The sequence below is a fragment of the Bdellovibrionales bacterium genome, assembly GCA_019750295.1.
Classification (GTDB): domain Bacteria; phylum Bdellovibrionota; class Bdellovibrionia; order Bdellovibrionales; family JAGQZY01; genus JAIEOS01.
Genome location: JAIEOS010000026.1, coordinates 89,168 through 113,819, shown reverse-complemented (window position 1 = coordinate 113,819; position 24,652 = coordinate 89,168). Strand labels below are relative to the sequence as shown.

8 protein-coding genes (1 of these 8 only partly in view) are annotated in these 24,652 nt (G+C 50.5%); 4 read left to right on the top strand and 4 right to left on the bottom strand.

The features are described from left to right. The first annotated feature begins 17 nt into the window (after positions 1-17). The gene (locus K2Q26_07070) at positions 18-632 is read left to right on the top strand and encodes a transposase (GenBank protein ID MBY0315262.1); all 615 of its coding nucleotides are present in this window, start codon (positions 18-20) and stop codon (positions 630-632) included. Between the two features lie 30 nt (positions 633-662). Here K2Q26_07070 and K2Q26_07065 read toward each other — a convergent pair whose 3' ends face one another. Further along, a complete protein-coding gene (locus K2Q26_07065) occupies positions 663-1,739 on the bottom strand; it encodes a hypothetical protein (protein MBY0315261.1) in 1,077 nt (358 codons plus the stop codon). Positions 1,740-2,037: 298 nt separating this feature from the next. On the opposite strand from K2Q26_07065, the gene K2Q26_07060 reads away from it, so the two are divergent. Beyond that, on the top strand, positions 2,038-3,039 hold the full coding sequence (locus tag K2Q26_07060; protein ID MBY0315260.1) for a hypothetical protein: 1,002 nt from the start codon (positions 2,038-2,040) through the stop codon (positions 3,037-3,039). A gap of 10 nt (positions 3,040-3,049) precedes the next feature. Here the strand turns inward: K2Q26_07060 and K2Q26_07055 are convergent, their stop codons facing one another. Then, a complete protein-coding gene (locus tag K2Q26_07055) occupies positions 3,050-3,730 on the bottom strand; it encodes a hypothetical protein (GenBank protein MBY0315259.1) in 681 nt (226 codons plus the stop codon). Between the two features lie 165 nt (positions 3,731-3,895). On the opposite strand from K2Q26_07055, the gene mgtE reads away from it, so the two are divergent. After that, positions 3,896-5,239, top strand: a complete 1,344-nt coding sequence (gene mgtE, locus K2Q26_07050; GenBank protein MBY0315258.1) for a magnesium transporter — start codon at positions 3,896-3,898, stop codon at positions 5,237-5,239. A 124-nt stretch (positions 5,240-5,363) separates the two neighbouring features. Here mgtE and arfB read toward each other — a convergent pair whose 3' ends face one another. Beyond that, positions 5,364-5,780, bottom strand: coding sequence for an aminoacyl-tRNA hydrolase (arfB, locus tag K2Q26_07045; protein ID MBY0315257.1), 417 nt, complete (start codon positions 5,778-5,780; stop codon positions 5,364-5,366). Positions 5,781-5,951: 171 nt separating this feature from the next. Continuing rightward, on the bottom strand, positions 5,952-6,098 hold the full coding sequence (locus K2Q26_07040; protein ID MBY0315256.1) for a hypothetical protein: 147 nt from the start codon (positions 6,096-6,098) through the stop codon (positions 5,952-5,954). A gap of 411 nt (positions 6,099-6,509) precedes the next feature. Between K2Q26_07040 and K2Q26_07035 the strand changes: the two genes are divergently transcribed. Further along, on the top strand, positions 6,510-24,652 hold the 5' portion of the coding sequence (locus K2Q26_07035) for a choice-of-anchor D domain-containing protein (GenBank protein MBY0315255.1). The gene runs 12,181 nt beyond the window's last position; the window shows 18,143 of its 30,324 coding nt (coding positions 1-18,143); it begins with the start codon at positions 6,510-6,512; its stop codon lies beyond the right edge, outside the window.

The window sequence follows — 24,652 nt, the reverse complement described above, 5'->3', positions numbered from 1 at the left end:
TTGCACTCCGATCTTTCATGCCTCGCAAAAAACTCATTTTAACCCATGAATTTCCGTATCATATTTATGCGCGCTCAAATAATAAGGAGTGGTTTTATCTGCCTATCGACGAATGTTGGCGGATATTTTCGAAAAAGCTCAATGAAGCTAGCTTTAAGTTTAAATTCCAAGTGCATGAATTTGTTTTAATGAATAATCATTATCACATGGTTGCTACCGCCTCAGAGCAGTTTCCTGTTCCGAAAGTCATGGAGTGGCTTCAGAGATCCGTAAATCGGGAAATTAATGACAATGCGGGACGGATTAATCATTTATTCGGAGGACCTTATCGGGCCAGTTTAATTAAATCAGAGGCATCGTTCTTTTACGCACTCAAATACGTTCTGAGAAATCCGGTGGACGCGGGAGTCGTTTCTCGCGTTGAGGATTATTCGTATTCGACACTTGTCTCCAAAAATATAGCCCGGACTTCCTTGATCACAGGTATTTCGTCACTTGTTCCAAGGTGCACGGAAGAGTGGATCCGATGTTTGAACGAGGACGAGTCAAGCGAACTGAAAATTCAGATCTCGAAATCTTTAAAGAGGACTCAGTTTGAGATCCCTCAAAGATTCCTCAAGTGGCAATGTTGACGCGGTAGTTCTCAAAAAGTATCGGCGTACCTACCGGACGCAGGCTTCGGCGATGCGGTACCATTTGAGGCGTTCGGTGATTTCGGTGGGATTCTCGGCGCCGGTGACGATCTTGGTGATGCAGCGGAGGGTCTGCTCAGAGTTGCGTTCACCTCGACATCTTCTGTAAATGCCTCCCGGAAATCGGCCTCGCCAGAAGGCCATTGATGCATCGACGAGAAAGTCCTCGGAACTGATGCAACGAGAACCTCTTTGATTGACGCAGGGGTGGCCCGACCGATCATTGCGATGATGTCTTGGGCTTTGCTGGAATTCTCCACCCAACATGGCGAAGCGCCGTGGGTCGCTGATCGCACCGTAGAGATCGAGATCCATATTGTATCTCTCTTGATATCTTCGCATCACTTCTCGAAGATTGTGTTGATTGTCGCCATTGCAGACGCGCCCAATCTGCTTTGAGCGATCCTCCTGCCGGTGGCTGGCGTACCACGCGTTTTGCCATTCCGTTTCGGCTCCTGAGTATTTGAGATTGAGATAGTGAAGAATCGATAAAAAATTATCGCACCCCGTGATTTGAATGAGTCCGCGCCCGCGAAAATCTCCAAACTGCGAAGAGTGTCTGGCATTGGAGGCGCCACCGCGGAAATCTCGATGATCGTCGGCCGTCGTTTTTAACAGAGTCTCCATTCCGAGCTGAGAGGTATCTGTGGCAGTGCTTCGCTCTTGAAACCGTTGAGTCTCTGATAGACTTGTTAGGGCTCCGGTTTCCTTCATCATCTGAGCGTAGAAGTGACGTCTCTCTTCGACGGAAAAACCATAACTATTAAAGGCGCGCTGAATGCTGGGGGAGAGAGCTTGGGCGTGCAGTGTGGCCAAATTTCTTCGGTCGGCTCGCATGGGGCGACTGTCTCGCTGTTGAATACAGCGGATTTCGTTGAGGGCGCGCGAATTGGGATTCGCCAGTGGAGGGCCACTGTGAGGTGGTGTCGGGCGTGCGGCAGGGGCCGAGGGATCTCGCGCGCTCCGTTCGATAAAATCTCCGATAACATCCTCGGCCATAGCCGCAGAACTCATCAAAAAGCCGATGGCGACAAATAGTTTCCACATGATAATTGTCTTTTCGGAATTCCAAAGATAAATTAAAGGAAAATTAAGCAGTTAAGCTTAGTTCATCGACCAAGGTCGGGAGGAGACAACATGGCTAAGAAAAAGAAGACAAATCGTTTGCACTCAAAAAGAATTCTTAAAAAGAAAAAGATGATTAAAGCCAAACAACCTAAGAAAAAGCGCTAGTTTCCAACGGCTATCTCGTTTTGAGTCGGGATAGTCTAGTTTTTTTGTATAATTTTGAATCTCGTCGTAGACTAATTGTGTAAGGCTCATCGAATTGGTTACGGGGGTATCCATGAAAAAGTTTATCATTTTAATGTCCATGATGCTGGGATTGTGTTCCGTCGTGGTTTTCCAAAATTGCAGCAAATCGAAAAGCGGAAGTGCTTCGGGAACAAGCGTCGATGATCTCGATGTCGATGGTAGTGGGAGAATTCTAAAATCCGTTCGCTACTATCAAGGCGGTGGATTCCCTGGCCCAAATGGTCCCAATCAAACCGACTTTACTGTCGAAATTCAACATTCCCAGTACGCAACGATTACTGTTGAGGGTGACGAGGGGGATTGCGATCGTATGAAAGTGATCACTGCGACTCAGATCAGTTCCATCGTGAATCTTTTAAATACCATGCAGTATCGCGTAAAGCCTCCGTCCGATGTTTATCGTGTGGATGGGGGAGAAACTTTCATCGAGCTACGATATAGAGACAGCTCCGAAGTTCTAAAGCTTTACATCGATGCGGCAGAAGCTGAAGTTGGTGTTTTTGAAATTGTTAGAAATCAAGCAGAGATTAATGATCTCCTTTTGGATCTCTACGAAGGCAATGGTTATGTGGAAAGTTGCTATGCCATCAATTTTGATCAGACACCGGTGATTCGATTCTTTCGCGGAGGATGGTACGGCCTTCCCAACACGCCGAACTGGTCCCATGATTACGTCCTTGATCTGAATACCCGCGTCCTTAAATCTAAAGTAAACACTCCCAACTGCAGCAAGTCTCGGACTTTGAGTCAGAACGATGTTGCTGGGATTAAAGCCATCATTTCGAGTGGCAATATTTCAAAGAAACAGCCATCGGAGCCGCAAATGGCAGATGGTGCTTATGAATATATCGAATTCTATGAGAGTTCCGCGCAGGTGAGCTCGAGTGGAGCAAAGCAAATTCCCGTGGTTCATTTAATTCGTGATATGGCGGGTATTGGCGATTTGGCCTTTGATGGATCTACAGTCACCATATCGACCGCATTAAAGTCACTTGTGGATAATCAGTCGTTTGGGAATCAAACTTGCCCTTAGTCCTCTCAATTTATTTTTTCTGAAAAGAGCGCCCCTGCGGCGCTTTTTGCATTTTGGGAGCTGTCTTAGGTGGGATCGCAACCTTGTTTTTCGAAGGTATTGGTTTTGGAGCGAGAATTTTTTTAGGTGGTGGCGAGGACGTGATGATCACCGAATTTAATACCTCAATCCAAAGAGGTAAATATTTATCAAAATTTTCGCGAGTGCTTGTGGAGAGGGAGACCACCAGAATTGAGTCTCCTACTTTTAAGTAAGCGTTCGAATCAAACTCCTGATTCTTAGGGCCATTGAGAAAGCGCACAACTTTAAACTCGATTTTTTTCTTTGACCGATAAAGACCTTTGTCTCGCTGATAGATGAGCGGACTGCGTACACGGAGAAGATCAAAATCTTCTTTAATCATCGCCTCAATGGTGTTGATTTTAGGATCTTGAGGGCGAGAGACGGCTCGGGCATAAATGACCGCGGGAGAGCTCTCAAGTTTTGCATCGGGTGGGTAAAAGAACACACAGGTTCCTAGACTTTGTGCGAGCTCGGTGTCGAACTTCCAACCCTTGGGTGGGTCCAATCGAAATTGAGAAAGGCCATCTGTGCAAGAATGACTATTGGCCTGCGCGATGGAAGAGCTCATCGTTAGAAGGGTGGCGAGGCCTAGAGTCGTTGTGATCGAAAAACCAAAGAATTTTTTCACCGTAGGGCTATTTTCTCCCCCTCCGTATTTATTGGCAACAGAGAAAATCGCCTGAAGGAGATCTAGGGGTTGACCCCTCAAAATTGAGAGTGTAATCGGTTAAGAAAAGTAACCTAAAAGCCGAAAAATGTACTGACCGTTATTGAATCGATCGTGGAGGCTCCATTGTCTGAGCAGCAGGAAAATAACACAGCCGTTGAGTCTCCTGATATCAATCAGCTCATCGAGAATTGGTCGACCACGGCTCCCGGACAGCACATTGAAATTTTCCTCTCTCTTCCTCGGCACCATGCTGAAGAGTTATTTTTAAGTTTGTCGGCACAAGACCGAGCCGAAATTTACCTTCAAGTTCCGTTTTATGATCGTCGCTCCTGGCTTCGTCTCCTGGCTCCGGATGATATCGTCGATCTGTTCCAACAGATGACCGCCGAGCAGGTGAGTGAAGCCATGACCTTCCTTGACCCGCAAACCCGCATCGACGTACAGGCGCTTTCCGCCTATGCTGAGGACAAGGCCGGGGGGTTGATGAATTCTCGCTATGCGCGTCTTCGCCCAGATATTTCGGTGGAAGAAGCCATTCGCTATTTGCGGGCGCAAACTCGTGCCGATATCGAAACCATTTATTACGCTTACGTTTTAGATAATAAGCAAAAGCTTCAAGGTGTGGCGTCGCTTCGTCAGTTATTTATCGCTCACCCCGCAAAACTCGTTGCCGACATTATGGTTAAAGGTGACGACCTGATCACCCTTGCCGATAATTTAGATCAAGAAGAGATCAGCCGTATTTTCGCAAAGACAGAGCAAGTGGCTTTGCCGGTGGTGGATGCCGAAGGGCATATGAAGGGGATTGTGACCTTCGATGACGTTGTGAAAGTCACCGAGGAAGAGGCGACGGAAGATATGCAACGCGTGGGGGGGATGTCGGCCCTTGAATCGCCGTACTTTAAGGCGAGCTTCTTTATGATGTTGCGAAAGCGTGCGGGCTGGCTTCTCGTCCTCTTTATCGGAGAGCTTTTTACGGCGACCGCGATGGCTCATTACGAGGACCAGATTGCGAAAACTTTGGTGCTGACATTATTTATTCCCCTCATTATTTCTTCGGGTGGAAATTCGGGATCACAGGCTTCGACCCTGATTATTCGTGCGATGGCCATTGGTGAGGTTCGCATCATCGACTGGTGGCGGGTGATGATGCGAGAGGCGGGGGCTGGGTTATGCCTCGGACTGATTCTTGGAGTGATTGGACTTTTACGAGTGTATCTCATTCCCTTGGGCGTCCATGTTCAGGCGGATCACTACTTTTTAATTTCGATCACCGTGGGGCTGAGTCTTATCGGGATTGTGTTTTGGGGAACCTTCGTAGGCTCGATGCTGCCATTTATCTTCCGTCGTATCGGTTTTGATCCGGCCACGGCGTCAGCGCCATTCGTCGCGACCCTCGTCGATATCACGGGTCTCATTTTATACTTCAGCGTCGCGCAAGCAATCCTCACCGGCACCCTTCTTTAATTGTCCGGTCGGTACGCCGATACTTTTTGAGAACCTCTGCGTCAGAGTTGCTTGAATCAAATCTATTCCAGTTGATTCGAATTTACGCGCCGGTTCTCAAAAAGTATCGGCGTACCGGCCGGATTTACCAGGAGACTTTTTGGCGGTTTTTTTTGGCGACGCCTCGGCGGGCTTTGGAGTCTAATTTTTTTTGCTTAGACGAGTAGCTGGGTTTTGTGGGGCGACGAGGCTTGTCCTTATGGAACGCTTTTTCGAGGAGAATTTTGAGTTTTTCGATACAGCGAGTTTTGTTTTGCTCGAGATCTCGAAATTCATCACTTCTTAAATAAATTTCGTCTTCGGCGTTGATAAAATTTTTGAGTTTTTCACGCACCAGTTTTTTCTGTTCGTCGGTAATTAATGATGAGTGCAGGTATTTCCATGTCATCAGAGCGGCAGAGGAGACTTTGTTGACGTTCTGACCGCCGGGGCCTCTCGAGCGAATGGCTTTAAACTCGGATTCGTTAAAAAGAGCGTACTTAAAATTGTCGTCGAGCTTCATGCGGACAGGCTACCTTTTATTTTTTAGGGATTCAAATGAGAATTTTCGGAGGGAATTGCTCGTGGGATCTGTGCGTTCGCACAGGACGACGATTCGTGAGATCCTTCGCGTTCGCTCGGGAGGACGGGGACTTGAAATCTGTCGCAGACTTTATTTCGGTCTGCGATGAGATTAGAAATTGCGGAACTGGAGTTCGAGCGCTGCCGTCTTTGGCATAACCGAGTGATGCTCTGGAGACTTTTTTGTGCAGTTCTGGTATCCCAAGATGACCATCAAGCAAGAACTAGAGATAATCGACGTGATCAAAAATTTTCTCATACAACACTCCTGTATTTGGATACCCCAGTACTTTCGGAGTGCAGAAGTGGAACTTAATTTCCTCGTCTTATTTCTAGTCCTGAAATGAGTCATCGCTTCGTCAGGTCGCATGTATTACAAAAGGCCTGCGAAATTTCTTGAGTTGTAAATCAGTTTTACAAAATCCGGCGGTTTCATTTTGAGAACGCTCTGCCACTATATTCGTTATAACTTTGACGATGAGACATGTCTTACAGACTCGACCAGGATTAATGTCCCTATTTGATAATGTTGTGAGAATCACTTCATTTTTATGGAAAGAATGTCGAAAAGCTAGTTGTTAGTGGTGTTGGAATTCCGACAGAACTTTGGAACTGTAAATAAACTAGATGGTTACATCGCGCCAAGAAGAGCTCTATGATTATAGAGGGAATGAGGACTCTAGGATTGAGTGACATCGTAAAAGGATTTTACAACAAATCAACGCAGTTAACTCGCAAAGTAACTCGCGCCACTCGATTTTCTTTTCTTAAGAAAATTTCACAACTCATTTTAATTTCACCACTTATTGCTTCTTGCGTCGCGAGCGTTACCGAACCCAACGAAGCCGTTTCTGCAAAAATTATTTTCTCGACGACGAGCAGTGTGCTTCAGCGTGTAGATAGTTTTGACTTTGGCATTGCTGCCGTTGGTGGTTATTACGACGTCGAATTGTATCTCATCAATATTGGCCCCACGGAAGCACGCTCGATTGTTGATAAATCTTTGTCTGCGCAAAGTTTTATTTTTAGAGGGGGATCCTATCCCGGTACCGGTGGAGATTGCGGTGCGATTTTAGGAATCAATCAGTCTTGTAAAATTGTTCTTCGTTTTTCTGCAGCAACAACTGCAGCCGTCGAAGGCTTGATCACTCTCGGGTACGAAGATATCGCGACAGGACCCAAGGAATCCTCACTTCCGGTCAAAGGTAAAGGCGGAACACCGGCATCTCTTGCGATCTCTGATGGCCCCACTTACAACTTTGGCGTTGTGCCGATTGGCGATTTTGCGGATTACACTTTCACTGTGACCAACAACGGTGAAGCGTCAGCCGTTAACATCAGCGAGCTCGGTTTAGGTGGAGATTTTAGTCTCCTCGGCGCATTATATCCCGGCACCGGTGGAACTTGCGGAGCGCAGATCGCCGGTGGAGCGACATGTACAATCGTGGTGGCGTTTACGCCGACGAATCTAGGTGTTCAAAACGATGCCATTAGTCTTTCGTATTTCAACGGGGTAAACCAAGTATCGGCTCTTCGTCCCGTGCAAGGGGAAGGGGTTTTCCCTGCGATTCTCGAGATCTCGGATATGCCGATTTATAGTTTCGGTTCGATTATTGTGGGCCAAGCACCAACCCATCAGTTTGTGGTCACCAACACGGGAAGCCTGACGGCCACAGGTGTGGTGATGACAGGTTTCTCGGCACCATTTGCTTATTCGGGCGGAACTTTTCCTGGAACAACAGGAACTTGTACAAACACCATCCTCCCTGGAGCGAGCTGTCTCATCGAAGTTCAATTTACTCCGCTCAGCGCCGGTGTTTTTGTAGATGCCATTGATATCGCGTACAACAACGGAATCACTCTTGCGACCACCAGTCGAGATATGACAGGAAGTGCGGTTCTTCCTGCACTTTTAGACATTTCTGACGCTCCTGGATTCAATTACGGAACAGTAGCGGTGGGATCAATCAATGATCACATCTTCACTATTACTAATAATGGTGGATTTGGCGCCACCTTGATCAACGGTCTCGGTCTGGCCGCGCCTTATGACTTTAGTGGTGGAATCTATCCGGGGACTGGTGGGACTTGTGGCTTCTCCCTGGTTCCAGGAAATAGCTGTATCGTGGTTGTCCGATACAACCCATTAGTTGTGGGTGCCACGAACGATACGTTAGTGATCGACTATAATAATGGTATAGGTTTGGTAAATTCTCAGCGCAATGTTCTGGGCACGGCCTTACCTCCAGCAGTTCTCACTGTAAGTAATGGTCCTCTCTATGATTACGGTTCTGTAGCTATCGGCGCAAGTTTGGTTCATACCTTTACGGTTTCGAACACCGGTGCGGTTCCAGCGACAGGTCTTAATATCACTGGCATGTCCGCTCCTTTTGCGTTTGTCGGTGGTTCTTTCCCGGGCACGGCTGGAACCTGTACAACCACATTGCCCGCAGGTGCCTCTTGCACCATGGTGATCGCGTTTACTCCGATTGCTCCAGCGACATCGAATCAAACTCTCAGTGTGAATTACAACGACGGAGCCGTGGTTCAAGCCGCCACTCGTGACGTCCAGGGAACGGGAGTGGCTCCGGCTCAACTGACGATCAGTCACGGGCCAACCTACGATTTTGGTCAAGCGGTCATCGGGACGTCGGTGGATCATACGTTTACAATCACCAACATTGGTGGAATCGATGCGACGACCATCACCGGTGCAGGCTTAGCAGCTCCTTTTATCTTTAAAGGCGGATCTTTCCCAGGAGTCGGTGGAAACTGTACTGCAACTTTAGCGGCGGGAGCGAACTGCTCGGTGGTCGTTACTTACAGTCCTCTTGCGATTACTGTTGATGCCGATACGATGATCATCAATTATTTTGATGGGGCAAACACTCAGTCGGTGACACGCGATGTGACAGGTCAGGGGATTCCACCGGGAATTTTATCTATATCAGATACTCCACTCTACAATTACGGCACAATAGCTTCAAACTCGACGTTAAACCATGTCTTCACTATTACGAATATCGGTGGAGCGCAAACGAGCGCCATGGGCGAAAGTGGCCTCGGTCTTCCTTTCCGTTTCTTTGGTGGAACTTACCCGGGAACTGGGGGAACTTGCGCCCTTCTTTTAGCACCAGGGGCCTCTTGCACGATCGTTGTTGAATTTGCGCCGACAGTGAACGGCATTTATGTGGATACTATCGAGATGGATTACAACGATGGCGTTGGTCCACAGGTGGCCACTCGGGATGTTCAAGGTTCAGGAGCCGATCCCGCACTCTTAGATATTAGTAATGGTCCTATCTTTAATTTTGGTTCTCAAGCCATCGGGTCGACCACTTCTCAAACATTGACGATTACGAATAACGGAGGCGTGGCGGCAAACAGTGTCAGCGGTGTGGGCTTAGCTGTGCCGTTTGAATATTTAGGAAGTGCTTACCCTGGAACGGGTGGAACGTGCGGTGCAAGTATTGCGGCGGCAACGTCTTGTACGATCGTTGTGTCTTTCACTCCGGCAGGTTTAGGTCTAGTGACCGACGATGTGCAAATCGACTATTTAAATGGTGTTGCTGCAGTTTCCTCGACACGCACGGTTTCGGGAACAGGGGTAAATCCGGCAAATCTCACACTCTCAGAGGCCGATCCTTATGATTACGCTTCGCGAACCGTGGGATCAACCACTCCACATACATTTACATTAACAAATACAGGAGGCTATTCGGCGTCCGCGATTACCGAAATCTCTCTTGCGGCACCGTTTGCATTTTTAGGTGGAACTTATCCTGGAACTGGTGGAACGTGTACACCAACTCTCGCTGCCGGAGCATCGTGCAGTCTCGTTGTTGCTTTTGCGCCCACCTCAACAGGGCTTGCTGCAGGCGCGATTCAACTGAGCTATAGTAACGGCACAACCACGGCGACCGTCACTCGCACAGTTCAGGGAACAGGATTAAGTCCTGCCGTGATCACTATTAGTAATGGTCTTGTATATGATTTTGGGACTCAGCCGACCGGTATTACCGTGACTCATGCATTCACCCTCTCGAACACGGGAGGGTCAGCGGCCACGTCCATTTCTGGTGGAGGACTCGCAGCTCCGTATGACTTCTCTGGAGGAGTATTCCCTGGCGGTGGAACTTGTACCGCGACATTAAATGCGGGAGCCTCATGTACGGTGATTGTGAGCTATCAACCCCTAGCGGCGGCCACACATGCAGATACACTCAATATAAATTATAACGATGGATCTGTTGTTCAGTTAGCCACTCGTGATATTACCGCGATTGCAGTCGCTCCAGCGACACTAACGATTTCGGCGACAAATCCTTATAACTACGGAACACAAGCGACGGGATCATCGACAAACAATACGTTTACGATTACTAATACTGGAGGCTTCCCCGCCACTGCGATCAGCGAATCGGGCCTTGCGGCTCCTTACGGATTTGCTGGCGGAGCCTTCCCGGGAACAGCGGGAACTTGTACCACAACGTTAAACGCAGCGGCGACATGTACAATTGTGGTGGCCTTTGCACCGACGGTGAATGGTGTCGCTAACGATGCCATTCAACTGGATTATAACGATGGCGTGAATCCTCAGAGTGTCAGCCGTACGGTGACCGGTATCGGAGCGGATCCAGCCCTTTTAACGATCAGCGATGGACCGACTTATCCTTACGGGTTGGTCGCTACGGGCGCCACACTGACTCATGCGTTTACAATCACCAACACGGGTGGAGTTCCGGCCACGACGATCTTGGTCTCGGGACTTGCGGCTCCATTTGACTATGCGGGGGGAGTCTATCCTGGGACGGGTGGAACGTGCGCAGCGACTCTCAATGCTGGGTCGAGCTGTACTATTAACATTGCTTACTCTCCTGTTTCCACTGGGGCTCATGCAGATACCCTCGTCATCGATTATTATGATGGTGCGGCGAACGCCAACGTGACCCGTGACATGACCGGAACGGGTGCAGCCCCGGCCGTGTTAAGTATCAACGAAGCTCCAAGTTATGACTATGGGACTTTAGCGACGGGTTCGTCGTTAAGTCACATCTTCCAAGTCACCAACACCGGTGGTGTGACGGCCACGGGCATGACCGGCGGAGCCTTTGGAGCCAACTTTACCTTTACTGGTGGTACATATCCAGGCACAGGTGGCGATTGTTCCACAACGTTGATCGCTGGTGCTTCTTGTAACGTGGAAGTTTCTTTTGCGCCCATCACTTCGGGAGCTTTGTCAGATACTCTTACAGTGAATTATAATAATGGAGTTATCGCGGCTTCTGCAACTCGCCCAGTGCAGGGTACGGGAGCTGCTCCGACCCTCCTCACATTAAGTCATGGAGCGACTCATAATTTTGGCAATATCGCAACGGGCGGCACCACATCCGTCTTTATTACGGTGACGAATATCGGTGGCGTTGACTCAACCGCGATGAGCGGAAGTGGTCTTGCGGCTCCATTCTCGTTTACCGGTGGAGCTTATCCTGGAACCGGTGGAACTTGTGCTGGCGCTCTTCCTCCGACGATGACTTGTACGATTTCAGTTTCGTTTAGTCCTATCGGAATTGGAACTTTTAACGATTCCGTAGTTGTCGATTATAATAACGGCGCGACGGTTGTGAATGTGGCTCGTCCTCTCACCGGAAACGGAGCGAACCCCGCGCTATTAACGATTAGTCATGGACCTACCTACGATTATGGAAATCGTGTAATCACTTCGGCGACACCTCACACTTACACAATCACAAATACGGGTGGTGTTGATGCCACAGCAATGAATGGTGTGAATATCGCTTCTCCATTTGAGTTTGCTGGCGGAACCTATCCTGGAGCTGCGGGAACTTGCGGGGCCACCTTGGCTCCGGCGGCCACATGTACAGTGGTGGTCACGTTTACGCCCACCGTCCTTGGTTTACAGACTGACACTTTAGATATGAATTACAACGACGGCGCGGGTCCACAGAACACACCACGTCCGATGCAAGGAACAGGCGTAAATCCTGCCTTACTATCGATAAATTTAGGCGTTACTTTTGACTTTGGAGATCAGGCCACAGGATCGACAACGTCGCAAACCTTTATTGTCACTAACACCGGTGGAGCTCCGGCGACAGGAGTGACGGGTGGAGGCTTGGCGGGTGCTTATAGTTTTGCGGGTGGATCTTATCCAGGAACCGGTGGAACTTGTACTGCGATTATTGCCGACGGATCGAACTGTAACATCGTGGTAAATTTTTCTCCAGTCGTTACGGGAATTCAGAATGACGATATCGAGTTAACTTACAATGATGGAGCTCTCGTGCAAGTGGCCACTCGGGGTGTCACAGGAAATGCGGTGAATCCAGCACTTCTCACCATCTCCGATGGGCCTTCGTACGACTTTGGTTCTCTTCCGCAGGGTTCAGTGACCAATCGTATTTTTATAGTGAGTAACTCCGGCGGTATCGCCGCCACCTTGATGGCAGGAACCGGATTAGCGGCTCCCTTTACATTCACCGGCGGTGCTTATCCTGGAACCGGTGGAAACTGCGGACCGACTTTGGCTGTGGGTGCAAGTTGTAACATTGAAATCACCTATGCGCCTTTAGCTTTAGGCTTAGCGACTGATAATATCGAAATCAACTACAATGATGGCGCTCTCCCGCAAACCTCCACGCGAACCGTCACCGGCACTGGAGTTCCTCCGGCAGTTCTCACAATTACAGACGGTCCTTCTTACGATTACGGAATTCAAGCGACAACGAGCAATACCGATCATACGTTCACCGTTACGAATACGGGTGGATTTATTGCGTCCTCAATTACGGGAACTGGACTTGCAGCTCCATTCTCTTTTGCTGGGGGTTCTTATCCTGGAGCCGGTGGGACCTGTGCGGCGAATTTAGCTCCGGCCGCCACATGTACTATCGTGGTGAGATTTTCCCCGACAGTGAATGGCGCGTTCCTAGATACAATTCAAATTGATTACAATAACGGATTTACCACTCAATCCAGCTTGCGTGATGTGGTAGGTACGGGAGCAAGTCCGGCACTCTTAACGATTAACGGTGGTGTAGCCTACGACTACGGCACTTTAGCGACTGGAGCTACGGCCCCATCTACGTATACGGTCAGTAACACGGGTGGAGTTCCAGCGACAGGTATCGCCGAAGTGGGAATTGCGGCTCCTTTTGCTTACGTGGGTGGCGCATATCCAGGCACCGGCGGAACATGTACAGCGACTCTCAATCAGGGAAGTTCCTGTACGCTCATTATTGCGTTCTCACCGACTTTGACGGGTCTCCAGACGGATACAATTCAAATCAATTACAACAACGGCGCGACAGGCGTAAATAGCACATTGAATATCCAAGGTACCGGAGCGAGCCCTGCGTTGATCACGCTGACGGAAACAGATCCTTACGACTATGGTAATTTAGCCAACGGCGCTTTTGCGGATCATACATTTACATTGACCAATACAGGTGGTGTTCCCGCGACTGCATTAGCAGGAACGGGTCTCGCCGCTCCATTTACATTTGCCGGTGGTGCATATCCTGGCGGTGGAACTTGCGTAGCGACACTCGCACCAGCGGCGACGTGTACAATCATCGTGCGCTTCGCCCCGACAGTGACCGGCACTTATAACGATGGTATTGATATTAATTATAATAATGGAGTCAACGCGCAGACGAGCACGCGTTTAATCACGGGATCAGGCTCAGCTCCCGCTCTCCTTACGATCTCTGATGGGCCAACTTATAATTTTGGACTGATCGCCAACGGTGGAACAATTTCCCATGCATTTACTGTCTCGAACTCCGGAGCCTTCAGCGCGACAGCAATTTTAGAAACAGGTTTAGCGGCGCCGTTTGCTTTCTTAGGTGGAGTCTATCCAGGTACAGGTGGAAACTGCGGTGCGACTTTGGGCGCTGGTGCTAGCTGTCTTATTGTTGTTGAATTTGCTCCGTCCGGTTTAGGTCCATTTAACGATACGATAAATCTCTCCTACAATAACGGTGCGGTGACGACAGCGGCGCTGAGAGATATTCAAGGAACAGCCGGCGCTCCTGCGAACATTACGATTAGTAACGGGCCAACCTTTGATTTTGGAATTAAAGCAACCGGTTCGACGACGGATCAAACTCTCACTTTAAATAATACGGGCGCGGTTTCTGCGACGACGATCACAGGAACTGGATTGGCGGCCCCATTTTTCTATAAGAATGGATCTTATCCCGGAACGGGTGGAACTTGCGGCGTCACTCTCGCGGCGGCCGCGTCTTGTACCGTGGTTGTGACCTACGAGCCAACAACGGTCGCGGTTCATAACGACATCGTAGATATTAACTATAATAACGGTGCCGCCAACGTTGTTTCGAATCGTCCTCTCACTGGAACTGGTGCAAATCCTGCACTTCTGACAATCGATAGTGGTCCGACTTACGATTACGGTAGCGTCACGGTAGGTGCGACTGCCGTACGTACATTTAATGTGAATAACTCGGGCGGTGTTGCTGCCACCACATTCGGAGACAATGCGGGCTTGGCACTTCCATTTAGATATCTTGGTGGGGCTTATCCAGGAACGGGCGGCACTTGTACGACATCTCTCAATGCTGGAGCCACTTGCTCTGTTCGGGTGGAATTTGTTCCAACGGTGACGGGCGCTCCTTCAGACACTTTAGAGCTCACCTACTTTGATGGCGCCGCTACACAAATCACGTCTCGTCCTATTCAAGGAACGGCGTTGGGCCCAGCGGTGATCGTTATCGCCGGGGTTGATCCTTATGCGTTCGGAACAGTTCCGACAGGAAGTGTGAACAATACCACCTTCTCTCTGACAAACACAGGCGGCACAATAGCGACGTCCATGGGTGGTACAGGATTAGCCTTCCCGTTTAATTTCCTCGGAGGAGGGTATCCTGGAACGGCGGGAACGTGTACGACGACACTTGCGGTCGGCGCGAGTTGTACGATAGTTGTTTCTTACTCTCCCTCGGTTCCAAATCCTGCCGACGCAGATACCGTAGTGATCAATTATAACGATGGCGCTGCTGCTCAGTCGATCAGCCGTAATCTCACGGGAACTGCAGTCACTCCTGCGCTTCTCACTATTAGCGAAACGAATCCCTATAATTTTGGAACATTGGCTTTAGGTTCGAGTGTGAATCATACATTTACGATCACGAACACCGGCGGATTTCCTGCGTCTTCAATTTTAGAATCAGGGCTCGCCGCTCCTTTTACTTATTTCGGTGGAACTTATCCCGGAACCGGCGGAAACTGTACAGCGACTTTAGCCGGTGGTGCGAATTGTACGATCGTGGTTCAGTACGCTCCATCGCTGGTGGGAGTTCAGAATGATACCATTGACTTTGCGTACAATGATGGCGTGAACGCTCAGAACGTCACTCGCACCGTTCAAGGGACGGGCGCAAATCCTGCTCTCCTTACGATTTCGGAAACAGATCCTTATGATTACGGCTTACGGGCTATCGGTAGCTCGACTCCTCACTCGTTTACGGTCACTAATACGGGCGGGTTTACAGCTTCGGCAATGAGTGAGATCGGAATTGCTCTTCCGTTTAGATATGTCGGCGGGACTTATCCTGGAACGGGTGGAAATTGTGCGGCCACATTAACTCCGACATCGAGCTGTACGATCAATATTGAATTTGCACCGACAGGTTCGGGCGTCGCCAGTGATACGATCGATATCAGTTACAATAACGGAGCGACAGTAACGAATGTCACTCGTCAGATTCAAGGAACGGGAGCGGCTCCGGCTCTTCTCACGATCACGGATACCGATCCTTATGACTTTGGAAATATTACGGTGGGTGCAACCGCCACGCGAACTTTCACGATCACCAATACTGGCGCTATCGTCGCTAGTGCGGTGGGCGGATCAGGGCTTGCGGCTCCATTCACGTTCTTGGGTGGAACATTCCCGGGAACCGGTGGAACTTGTACGGCGACGATCAACGCAGGCGCCAACTGTACTGTCGTTGTTCAGTTTGCTCCAACAGCTCCAGTGGCCTCGAACGACACCATGGATATAAACTATAATAATGGAGTTAATGCACAAACAAGCTCTCGCCAAGTGATCGGTACGGGAATTTCTCCGGCCTTACTCACAATCGACAGCGGCCCTACCTTCAATTACGGTTTGATTGCCGACGGTGGCGTGCTCAATCATACATTTAACATTACCAATTCCGGAGCGAGCACAGCGACGGGAATCAGCGAGACCGGTTTAGCCGCTCCTTTTGCTTTCTTTGGCGGTGGTTATCCAGGAACTGGTGGAACTTGCGGAGCATCGATTGCGGCGGGATCCACATGTACCGTGGTCATTCGCTATGCGCCTGTGGGTGTAGCCGTTCATTCAGATACAATTAACTTTGTCTATAACAACGGGGCGGCAGTCACCGCAGCGACTCGCGACGTTCAGGGAACATCGGGAGCTCCGGCATTACTCACAATCGACAGCGGTCCGACGTACAATTACAATACTCAAGCGACAGGATCGAGCACCCCAAGAACATTTACAATCAGTAACTCGGGCGCAGTGAGCGCAACGGGTGTGACAGATGCGGGTGGATTGGCCTCACCTTTCACTTATGTGGGTGGTGCGTACCCTGGAACCGGTGGAACTTGCGGAGCAACTATTCTCACTGGAGCGAGTTGTACGATCATCGTGGCTTTTGAACCCGTCGGCGTCGGCGCGTTCAATGACAGTATCGATATCAATTATAACAACGGAGCTTCCGCTCAATCTACGAATCGTGCGGTTACGGGAACGGGAGCGAACCCGGCCCTTCTCGCGATCGATGGTGGTCCGACGTACAATTTTGGGAACGTCACTGTGGGTTCATTTGCGGATCACATGTTTACGGTGAACAACACTGGCGGTGTTGCGGCCACTCTCATTAGCGAAACAGGTCTAGCGGCTCCGTTCGCGTTTGTCGGTGGAAGCTTCCCTGGAACTGGTGGAACGTGTACGGCATCATTAAGCGCAGCGGGAAGTTGTACTTTGAATATTCGCTACGCTCCAGTGGCCTCGGGTGTTGCTAACGACACGATCAATCTTGCTTATTACAATGGAACGGCAACAGTCGCCGCCACTCGAGACATCACGGGTGCCGGACTCAACGTCGCGACGATCTCTATCAGTGCTCTAGATCCTTACGATTTCGGCACGCAGCCAACGGGAAGTATCACCAATGCAACGTTCACATTAACGAACGGTGGGGGTTCTCCAGCCACAGCTATCGTTGGACTTGGTTTGGCCGCTCCTTACAGCTATCTTGGTGGTGCTTATCCCGGAACGGGTGGAACATGTACGACAACGCTCAATGCGGGGGCGAACTGTACCATCGTTGTTTCTTACGCGCCGGTAGCTCCGAGTACTCCGACTCATTTAGACTCGATCCAGATTGATTACAATGACGGGGTCAATGCGCAGAGTACACTCCGACAGTTAACGGCCGTTGCCGTAGCTCCGGCTCTTCTTACTATTAGCGACTCCAATCCGTATAACTTTGGAACTCTAGCGACAGGGTCGAGTGCAACTCATACCTTTACGATCACGAACACCGGCGGATTCCAAGCGACGGCGGTGAACGAAACTGGGTTAGCAGCTCCATTTACATTTGTCGGTGGTTCATATCCTGGAACGGCGGGAACGTGTACGAATGTTCTTAACGCTGGAGCCAACTGTACGATTGTTGTTCAATACGCTCCAAGCTTGGTGAGTCCATTAGATACTGATACGATCAACATGGCTTACAACGACGGTGTCAATGCGCAGGCGTCAACCCGAACAGTTCAAGGGGTGGCAGTCACTCCAGCGAATATAACAATCAGTAATGCCGATCCTTATGACTATGGAACGGTAGCGACGGGAGCTAGCGCTCCACACACCTTCACTCTCACAAATACCGGTGGTTTCCAAGCTTCGGCTTTATTAGAAACCGGCCTCGCAGCTCCTTTTGCATTTGTCGGTGGCGCTTTCCCGGGCACCGGAGGAACTTGTACGGTCACTCTTGCGGCCTCGGCCAGTTGTACTCTTGTTGTAGCGTTTAGCCCAACGGGAACTGGTGTGGCCAGTGATACGATGGTCATCAGTTATAACAATGGAGCCGGGACTGTCACATCGAATCGGCAAGTTCAAGGTACTGGCGCGGCACCGGCTTTGATCACCATCTCTAATACGGACCCTTATGATTTTACAAACATCACCGTGGGCGCAACGTCCACTCATACATTTACATTAAATAATACCGGGGCTGTCGCGGCGACTGCCGTGGGTGGATCTGGTTTAGCTTCTCCGTTTACATTCCTGGGTGGCGCATTCCCAGGAACGGGCGGAACGTGTACGGCAACCATCAACGCCGGTGCCAGCTGTACTGTAGTTGTTGAGTTCGCACCTATTGCTCCAGTGGCATCCAATGACGTCATGGATATCAATTACAACGACGGAGCGACCACGCAAACAAGCTCGCGACAGGTGATTGGTACGGGTATTTCTCCAGCGCTCCTTACAATTGATAGTGGTCCGACTTATAACTATGGCTTAATTGCCGACGGCGGAGTTGCGGATCACACCTTTACAGTGACCAATTCTGGAGCCAGTATCGCCACAGGAATTAGCGAAACAGGCTTAGCGGCTCCTTTTGCGTTCTTAGGTGGTGGATATCCAGGAACAGGTGGAACTTGCGGTATCACCATCGCCGCCGGAGCTTCGTGTACGTTAGTCATTCGCTACGCTCCGGTGGGAGTGGGTGTTAATGGTGACGTGATTAATCTGGCTTACAATAACGGTGCTGCGCCGGCAGCCGCCACGCGTGCGGTTCAGGGGACTGCGGGTGCGCCAGCATTACTCACCATCGACAGCGGTCCAACTTATAACTACGGCACCCAAGCGACAGGGTCTTCGACCACGCGAACATTCACAATTACAAACTCCGGTGCGGTAAGCGCAACAGCTGTGGCCGATGCGGGCACGTTGTCTCCTCCGTATGTTTACGTGGGTGGAGCTTATCCTGGAACAGCAGGAACTTGCGGCGCTACGATCGCCACGGGCGCGAGCTGTACAATCGTTGTGGCTTTTGAGCCGACAGGTCTAGGTGTAGCGGCGGAAACGATAGAGATTAATTATAACAACGGAGCTTCGGCTCAACAAACGACTCGTCCTATTACTGGAACAGGTGCAAACCCTGCCCTGTTAGCTATCGACAGCGGACCCACTTATAACTACGGACCGGTAACGGTGGGCGCAACAGCCGACCACACTTTTGTAGTGACCAACACTGGGGGAGTTTCTGCGACGGTGATGTCGGAGACCGGAATCGCTGCTCCTTTTGCCTATGTCGGCGGGACTTATCCTGGAACAGGTGGAACTTGCGGCACCACACTCTCTGCCGGCGGATCTTGTAACCTCGTCATTCGTTATGCTCCGACCGCCTCGGGCGTGGCCAATGACACGATCAGTTTAAATTATTACAATGGTGCTGGTACTGTGGCTACGACTCGCGACGTAACGGGCTCGGGCTTATTGCCTGCAGTGATTACCATCAGCGAACTTGATCCTTATAACTTTGGAACTCGCCCTACCGGAAGTGTAAATATTTATACGTTCACTTTGACCAATGGCGGAGGCTCTCCGGCCACTTCGATTGTCGGTGGCGGACTTGCCGCTCCTTACAGCTTCGTGGGTGGAGCGTATCCAGGTACGGCGGGAACATGTACTCCAACTTTAGCTGCAGGTGCAAACTGTACGATTGTGGTTCAGTACGCTCCGGCCGCACCGAGTTCACCCACACATGATGATACGATTCAAATTGATTATAATGACGGCGTGAACTCGCAAAGTTCATTACGTCAATTGACGGCCACTGCCGTTGCACCGGCGTTCTTAACGATCAGCGAGTCGAATCCCTACAATTTTGGAACACTCGCAGTGGGTGCAACAGCGACTCATACATTTACAATTACAAACACCGGAGGCTTCCAAGCGACAGCCGTGGCCGAAACGGGATTGGCGACGCCGTTTGGTTACGTGGGTGGAACTTACCCGGGAACAGCTGGAACTTGTACAAACACTCTTAACCCAGCCGCCTCTTGTACAATCGTTGTCGCTTACGCCCCAGGACTGGTAAGTCCGCTCGATACCGACACGATTAACTTTGCCTATAACGATGGGGTCAATGCACAAAATGCTACTCGTACGGTGCAAGGTATAGCGGTGACTCCGTCCTTGATCACCATCAGCGAAACGGATCCTTACGATTACGGTACGGTGGCTTCGGGAGCGAGTCTTAATCATACATTTACATTAACCAATAGTGGTGGATTCACCGCGAGCGTCATTAGCGAAACGGGCCTAGCGGCTCCATTTGCTTTCGCTGGTGGAGCTTTCCCGGGAACGGGCGGAACTTGTACGGCAACACTTGGACCGGCCGCAGTTTGTAACATCGTTGTTGCATTTAGCCCAGTCTCGACGGGTGTTCTCGCGGACACGATTAATATTAGTTATAACAACGGAGTTACGGCGGTAAGTTCAACTCGCCAAGTTCAGGGAACGGGTGCAGCTCCAGCATTAATCACGATTTCGGATACCGATCCTTATGATTTTACCAACGTCACTGTGGGCGCAACCTCAACTCATACATTTACTCTTAATAACACCGGTGCAGTTCCTGCGACTGCAGTGGGTGGTTCTGGCTTAGCGGCACCTTTCACATTCTTGGGTGGTGCATATCCTGGTACCGGTGGTACTTGTACCGGTACGATCAACGCGGGCGCAAGTTGTACGGTGGTTGTTGAATTTGCACCGACGGCGTCGGTGGCGTCCAATGACACCATGGACATTAACTATAATAACGGAGCAACAACTCAGACGAGCTCGCGCCAAGTGACGGGAACGGGAATTTCTCCAGCTCTCCTCACGATCGACAGTGGTCCCACTTTCAACTATGGTTTGATTGCTGATGGCGGGGTTTTAGATCATACGTTCTCAGTGACGAACTCTGGAGCTAGTATCGCGACAGGAATTAGCGAGACGGGCTTAGCGGCTCCGTTTGCTTTCTTAGGCGGCGGTTATCCAGGAACGGGCGGAACGTGCGGAGCGACCATTGCGGCGGGCGCCACATGTACTTTAGTGATCCGCTACGCTCCCGTGGGTGTTGCGGTTCATGCCGATACAATTAACTTGGCTTATAACAATGGGGCCGCTCCGGCTGCAGCTATTCGAGCGGTTCAAGGAACGGCAGGAGCTCCGGCATTACTCACCATCGATGGTGGTCCAACTTATAACTACGGAACACAAGCGACGGGATCTTCCACGTCACATACATTCACAATTACTAATAGTGGAGCAGTCAGCGCAACGGCGGTTGTCGATGCAGGTGGCTTAGCGGTTCCGTTTGTTTATGTTGGCGGAGGATATCCAGGAACAGGTGGAACTTGTGGTACGATTATCACCACCGGTGCAAGTTGTACAATCGTTGTCGCCTTTGAACCCACGGGCGTTGGTGTCGCTCCAGAGACTATAGAAATTAATTATAATAATGGAGCCTCAGCTCAGCTCGCCACTCGACCCATTACTGGTACGGGAGCGAACCCTGCACTCTTAGCCATCGACAGTGGTCCAACGCACAACTTCGGACCTGTCACCGTCGGCGCGACAGCCGATCATACATTTGTTGTCACGAATTCTGGTGGTGTGGCGGCGACGGTAATGGCCGAGAGCGGAATTGCGGCGCCGTTTAGTTATGTCGGAGGATCTTATCCTGGAACGGGTGGAACTTGCGGAACGACATTGTCTGCAGGGGGCACATGTAACTTAGTCATTCGTTATGCGCCGACGGCATCTGGTGTGGCCAACGATACCATCAATCTTGCTTACTACAACGGTGCGGGTACGGTCGCAGCTACTCGAGATATTACCGGATCGGGACTATTGCCTGCCGTCATCAACATCAGCGAACTTGATCCTTATAACTTCGGAACTCGTCCTACCGGAAGTGTAAATATTTATACGTTCACTTTGACCAATGGCGGAGGGTCTCCAGCGACTTCGCTTGTGGGTGGAGGCTTAGCGGCTCCGTATAGTTTTGTGGGTGGAGCTTATCCAGGAACTGCCGGAACTTGTACGACCACATTAGCGGCCGGTGCGAACTGTACGATTGTGGTTCAGTATGCTCCAGCGGCACCAAGTTCTCCAACCCATGATGATACGATTCAAATTGATTATAACGACGGCGTGAACTCGCAAAGTTCATTACGTCAATTGACGGCCACTGCCGTTGCACCGGCGTTCTTAACGATTAGCGATTCAAATCCCTACAATTTTGGAACACTGGCCGTAGGCTCGACAGCGACTCATACATTTACAATAACTAATACGGGAAGTTTCCAGGCGACGGCGGTGGCGGAAACTGGATTAGCAACTCCATTTGTTTATGTGGGTGGAAGTTATCCTGGAACTGCCGGAACTTGTACAAACACGCTGAATCCTGCGGCGTCTTGTACGATCGTTGTAGCTTATGCTCCTGGTTTAGTGAGCCCGCTGGATACCGACACTATCAATTTTGCATATAACGACGGTGTTAACGCCCAGAACGCGACTCGCACTGTCCAAGGTATTGCAGTGACTCCGTCCTTGATCACGATCAGCGAGGCGGATCCGTACAACTACGGTACTGTAGCTTCTGGCGCCACACTAAACCACACATTTACATTGACCAATAGTGGTGGATTCACCGCAAGTGCGATCAGCGAAACCGGCCTAGCGGCTCCGTTTGCTTTCGCTGGTGGAACTTTCCCGGGAACGGGCGGAACTTGTACGGCAACCCTTGGACCGGCCGCCGTTTGTAACATCGTTGTTGCATTTAGCCCGGTCTCCACAGGGGTTTTAGCGGACACAATCAATATCAGTTACAACAACGGAGTTACAACGGTAAACTCGACTCGCCAAGTGCAAGGAACGGGTGCAGCTCCAGCGTTGATTACCATCTCGGACACAGATCCGTATGACTTTACGAACGTGACTGTGGGTGCAACATCGACTCACACGTTTACATTGAATAACACCGGAGCAGTTCCTGCGACTGCAGTGGGTGGTTCTGGCTTAGCAGCACCGTTTACGTTCTTGGGTGGAGCTTATCCAGGAACAGGTGGTACGTGTACAGGTACAATCAACGCAGGTGCAAGTTGTACGGTCGTTGTTGAGTTTGCACCGACGGCATCGGTTGCTTCCAACGACACCATGGACATTAACTATAATAACGGTGTGACAACTCAAACAAGTTCTCGTCAAGTGACGGGAACGGGAATCTCGCCGGCATTACTCACAATCGACAGTGGTCCTACTTATAACTACGGTTTGATTGCTGACGGTGGAGTTCTAGATCATACATTCACGGTGACAAACTCTGGAGCGAGTATCGCGACGGGAATTAGCGAGACCGGCTTAGCGGCTCCGTTTGGGTTTTTGGGCGGTGGTTATCCAGGAACGGGTGGAACTTGCGGAGCGACGATTGCGGCGGGAGCGAGCTGTACTCTTGTGATTCGTTATGCTCCAGTGGGTGTTGCGGTTCATGCCGATACGATCAATTTAGCTTACAACAACGGAGCGGCTCCAGCTGCGGCGGTACGAGATGTTCAGGGAACCTCGGGAGCGCCGGCGTTACTCACAATTTCGGACGCGGCCACTTATAATTACGGAACACAAGCGACGGGATCTTCGACGTCCCATACATTTACGATCACCAACTCGGGTGCGGTGAGCGCGACGGGTGTGGCGGATGCGGGCACGTTGTCTCTTCCTTACGTTTACGTGGGTGGATCATTCCCTGGTGCAGGTGGAAACTGCGGAGCGATCATTGCTTCCGGAGCGACTTGTAATATAGTGATCGCGTTTGAGCCAACCGGTGTGGGCGCCGCCGCGGAAACCATCGAGATTAATTACAATAACGGTGCGACAACTCAACAGACGACACGTCCAGTGACAGGAACTGGGGCGAACCCCGCATTACTCACAATTTCGGACAGTCCGACGTACAACTATGGCACAGCGACGACCGGTGCCTTTGTGGATCATACTTTTAGCGTGACCAATACCGGTGGAGTTGCAGCGACCTTAATGAGCGAAACGGGCCTTGGCGCTCCGTACTCTTTTGTTGGCGGTGCTTATCCAGGAACCGGTGGAACGTGTGGTCCTACGCTTTCGGCTTCATCCTCTTGTAACTTAGTGATTCGTTTTGCTCCGACCGCTTCGGGTGTAGCGAATGATACGATTAACTTAGCTTACTATAACGGAGCTGCCACGGTGGCTGCCACTCGCGATGTGACGGGTGCGGGCACATTGCCAGCGGTGATTACAATCTCCGCTCTTGATCCTTATGATTTCGGCACACGCCCGACAGGAAGTGTAACGAATGTCTCCTTTACATTAACTAACACGGGCGGTTCAACGGCGACGGCACTTGTGGGTGGCGGAGTCGCTGCACCTTACAGTTATCTTGGTGGTTCATATCCTGGAACGGGTGGAACGTGCACGACAACTTTAACCGCGGGCGCGAACTGTACGATCTTTGTATCTTACGCTCCTGCGGCTCCAAGTGCGCCGAATCACACAAGTACGATTCAGATCGACTACAACGACGGTGTCAATGCTCAGAGCTCATTACGTCAGCTCACGGGAATCGCTGTTGCGCCGGCATTGCTCACCATCAGCGAATCGAATCCGTATGACTTTGGTACTCTCGCTGTGGGCGCTTCGGCCTCGCACTTATTTACCGTAACGAATACCGGAAGCTTCCA

Bases quoted from the DNA above. Each gene is read 5' to 3' on its own strand.
- K2Q26_07065 (MBY0315261.1), bottom strand. From the start codon at position 1,739: ATGTGGAAACTATTTGTCGCCATCGGCTTTTTGATGAGTTCTGCGGCT.
- K2Q26_07040 (MBY0315256.1), bottom strand. From the start codon at position 6,098: ATGAGAAAATTTTTGATCACGTCGATTATCTCTAGTTCTTGCTTGATG.
- K2Q26_07060 (MBY0315260.1), top strand. From the start codon at position 2,038: ATGAAAAAGTTTATCATTTTAATGTCCATGATGCTGGGATTGTGTTCC.
- K2Q26_07070 (MBY0315262.1), top strand. From the start codon at position 18: ATGCCTCGCAAAAAACTCATTTTAACCCATGAATTTCCGTATCATATT.
- arfB (MBY0315257.1), bottom strand. From the start codon at position 5,780: ATGAAGCTCGACGACAATTTTAAGTACGCTCTTTTTAACGAATCCGAG.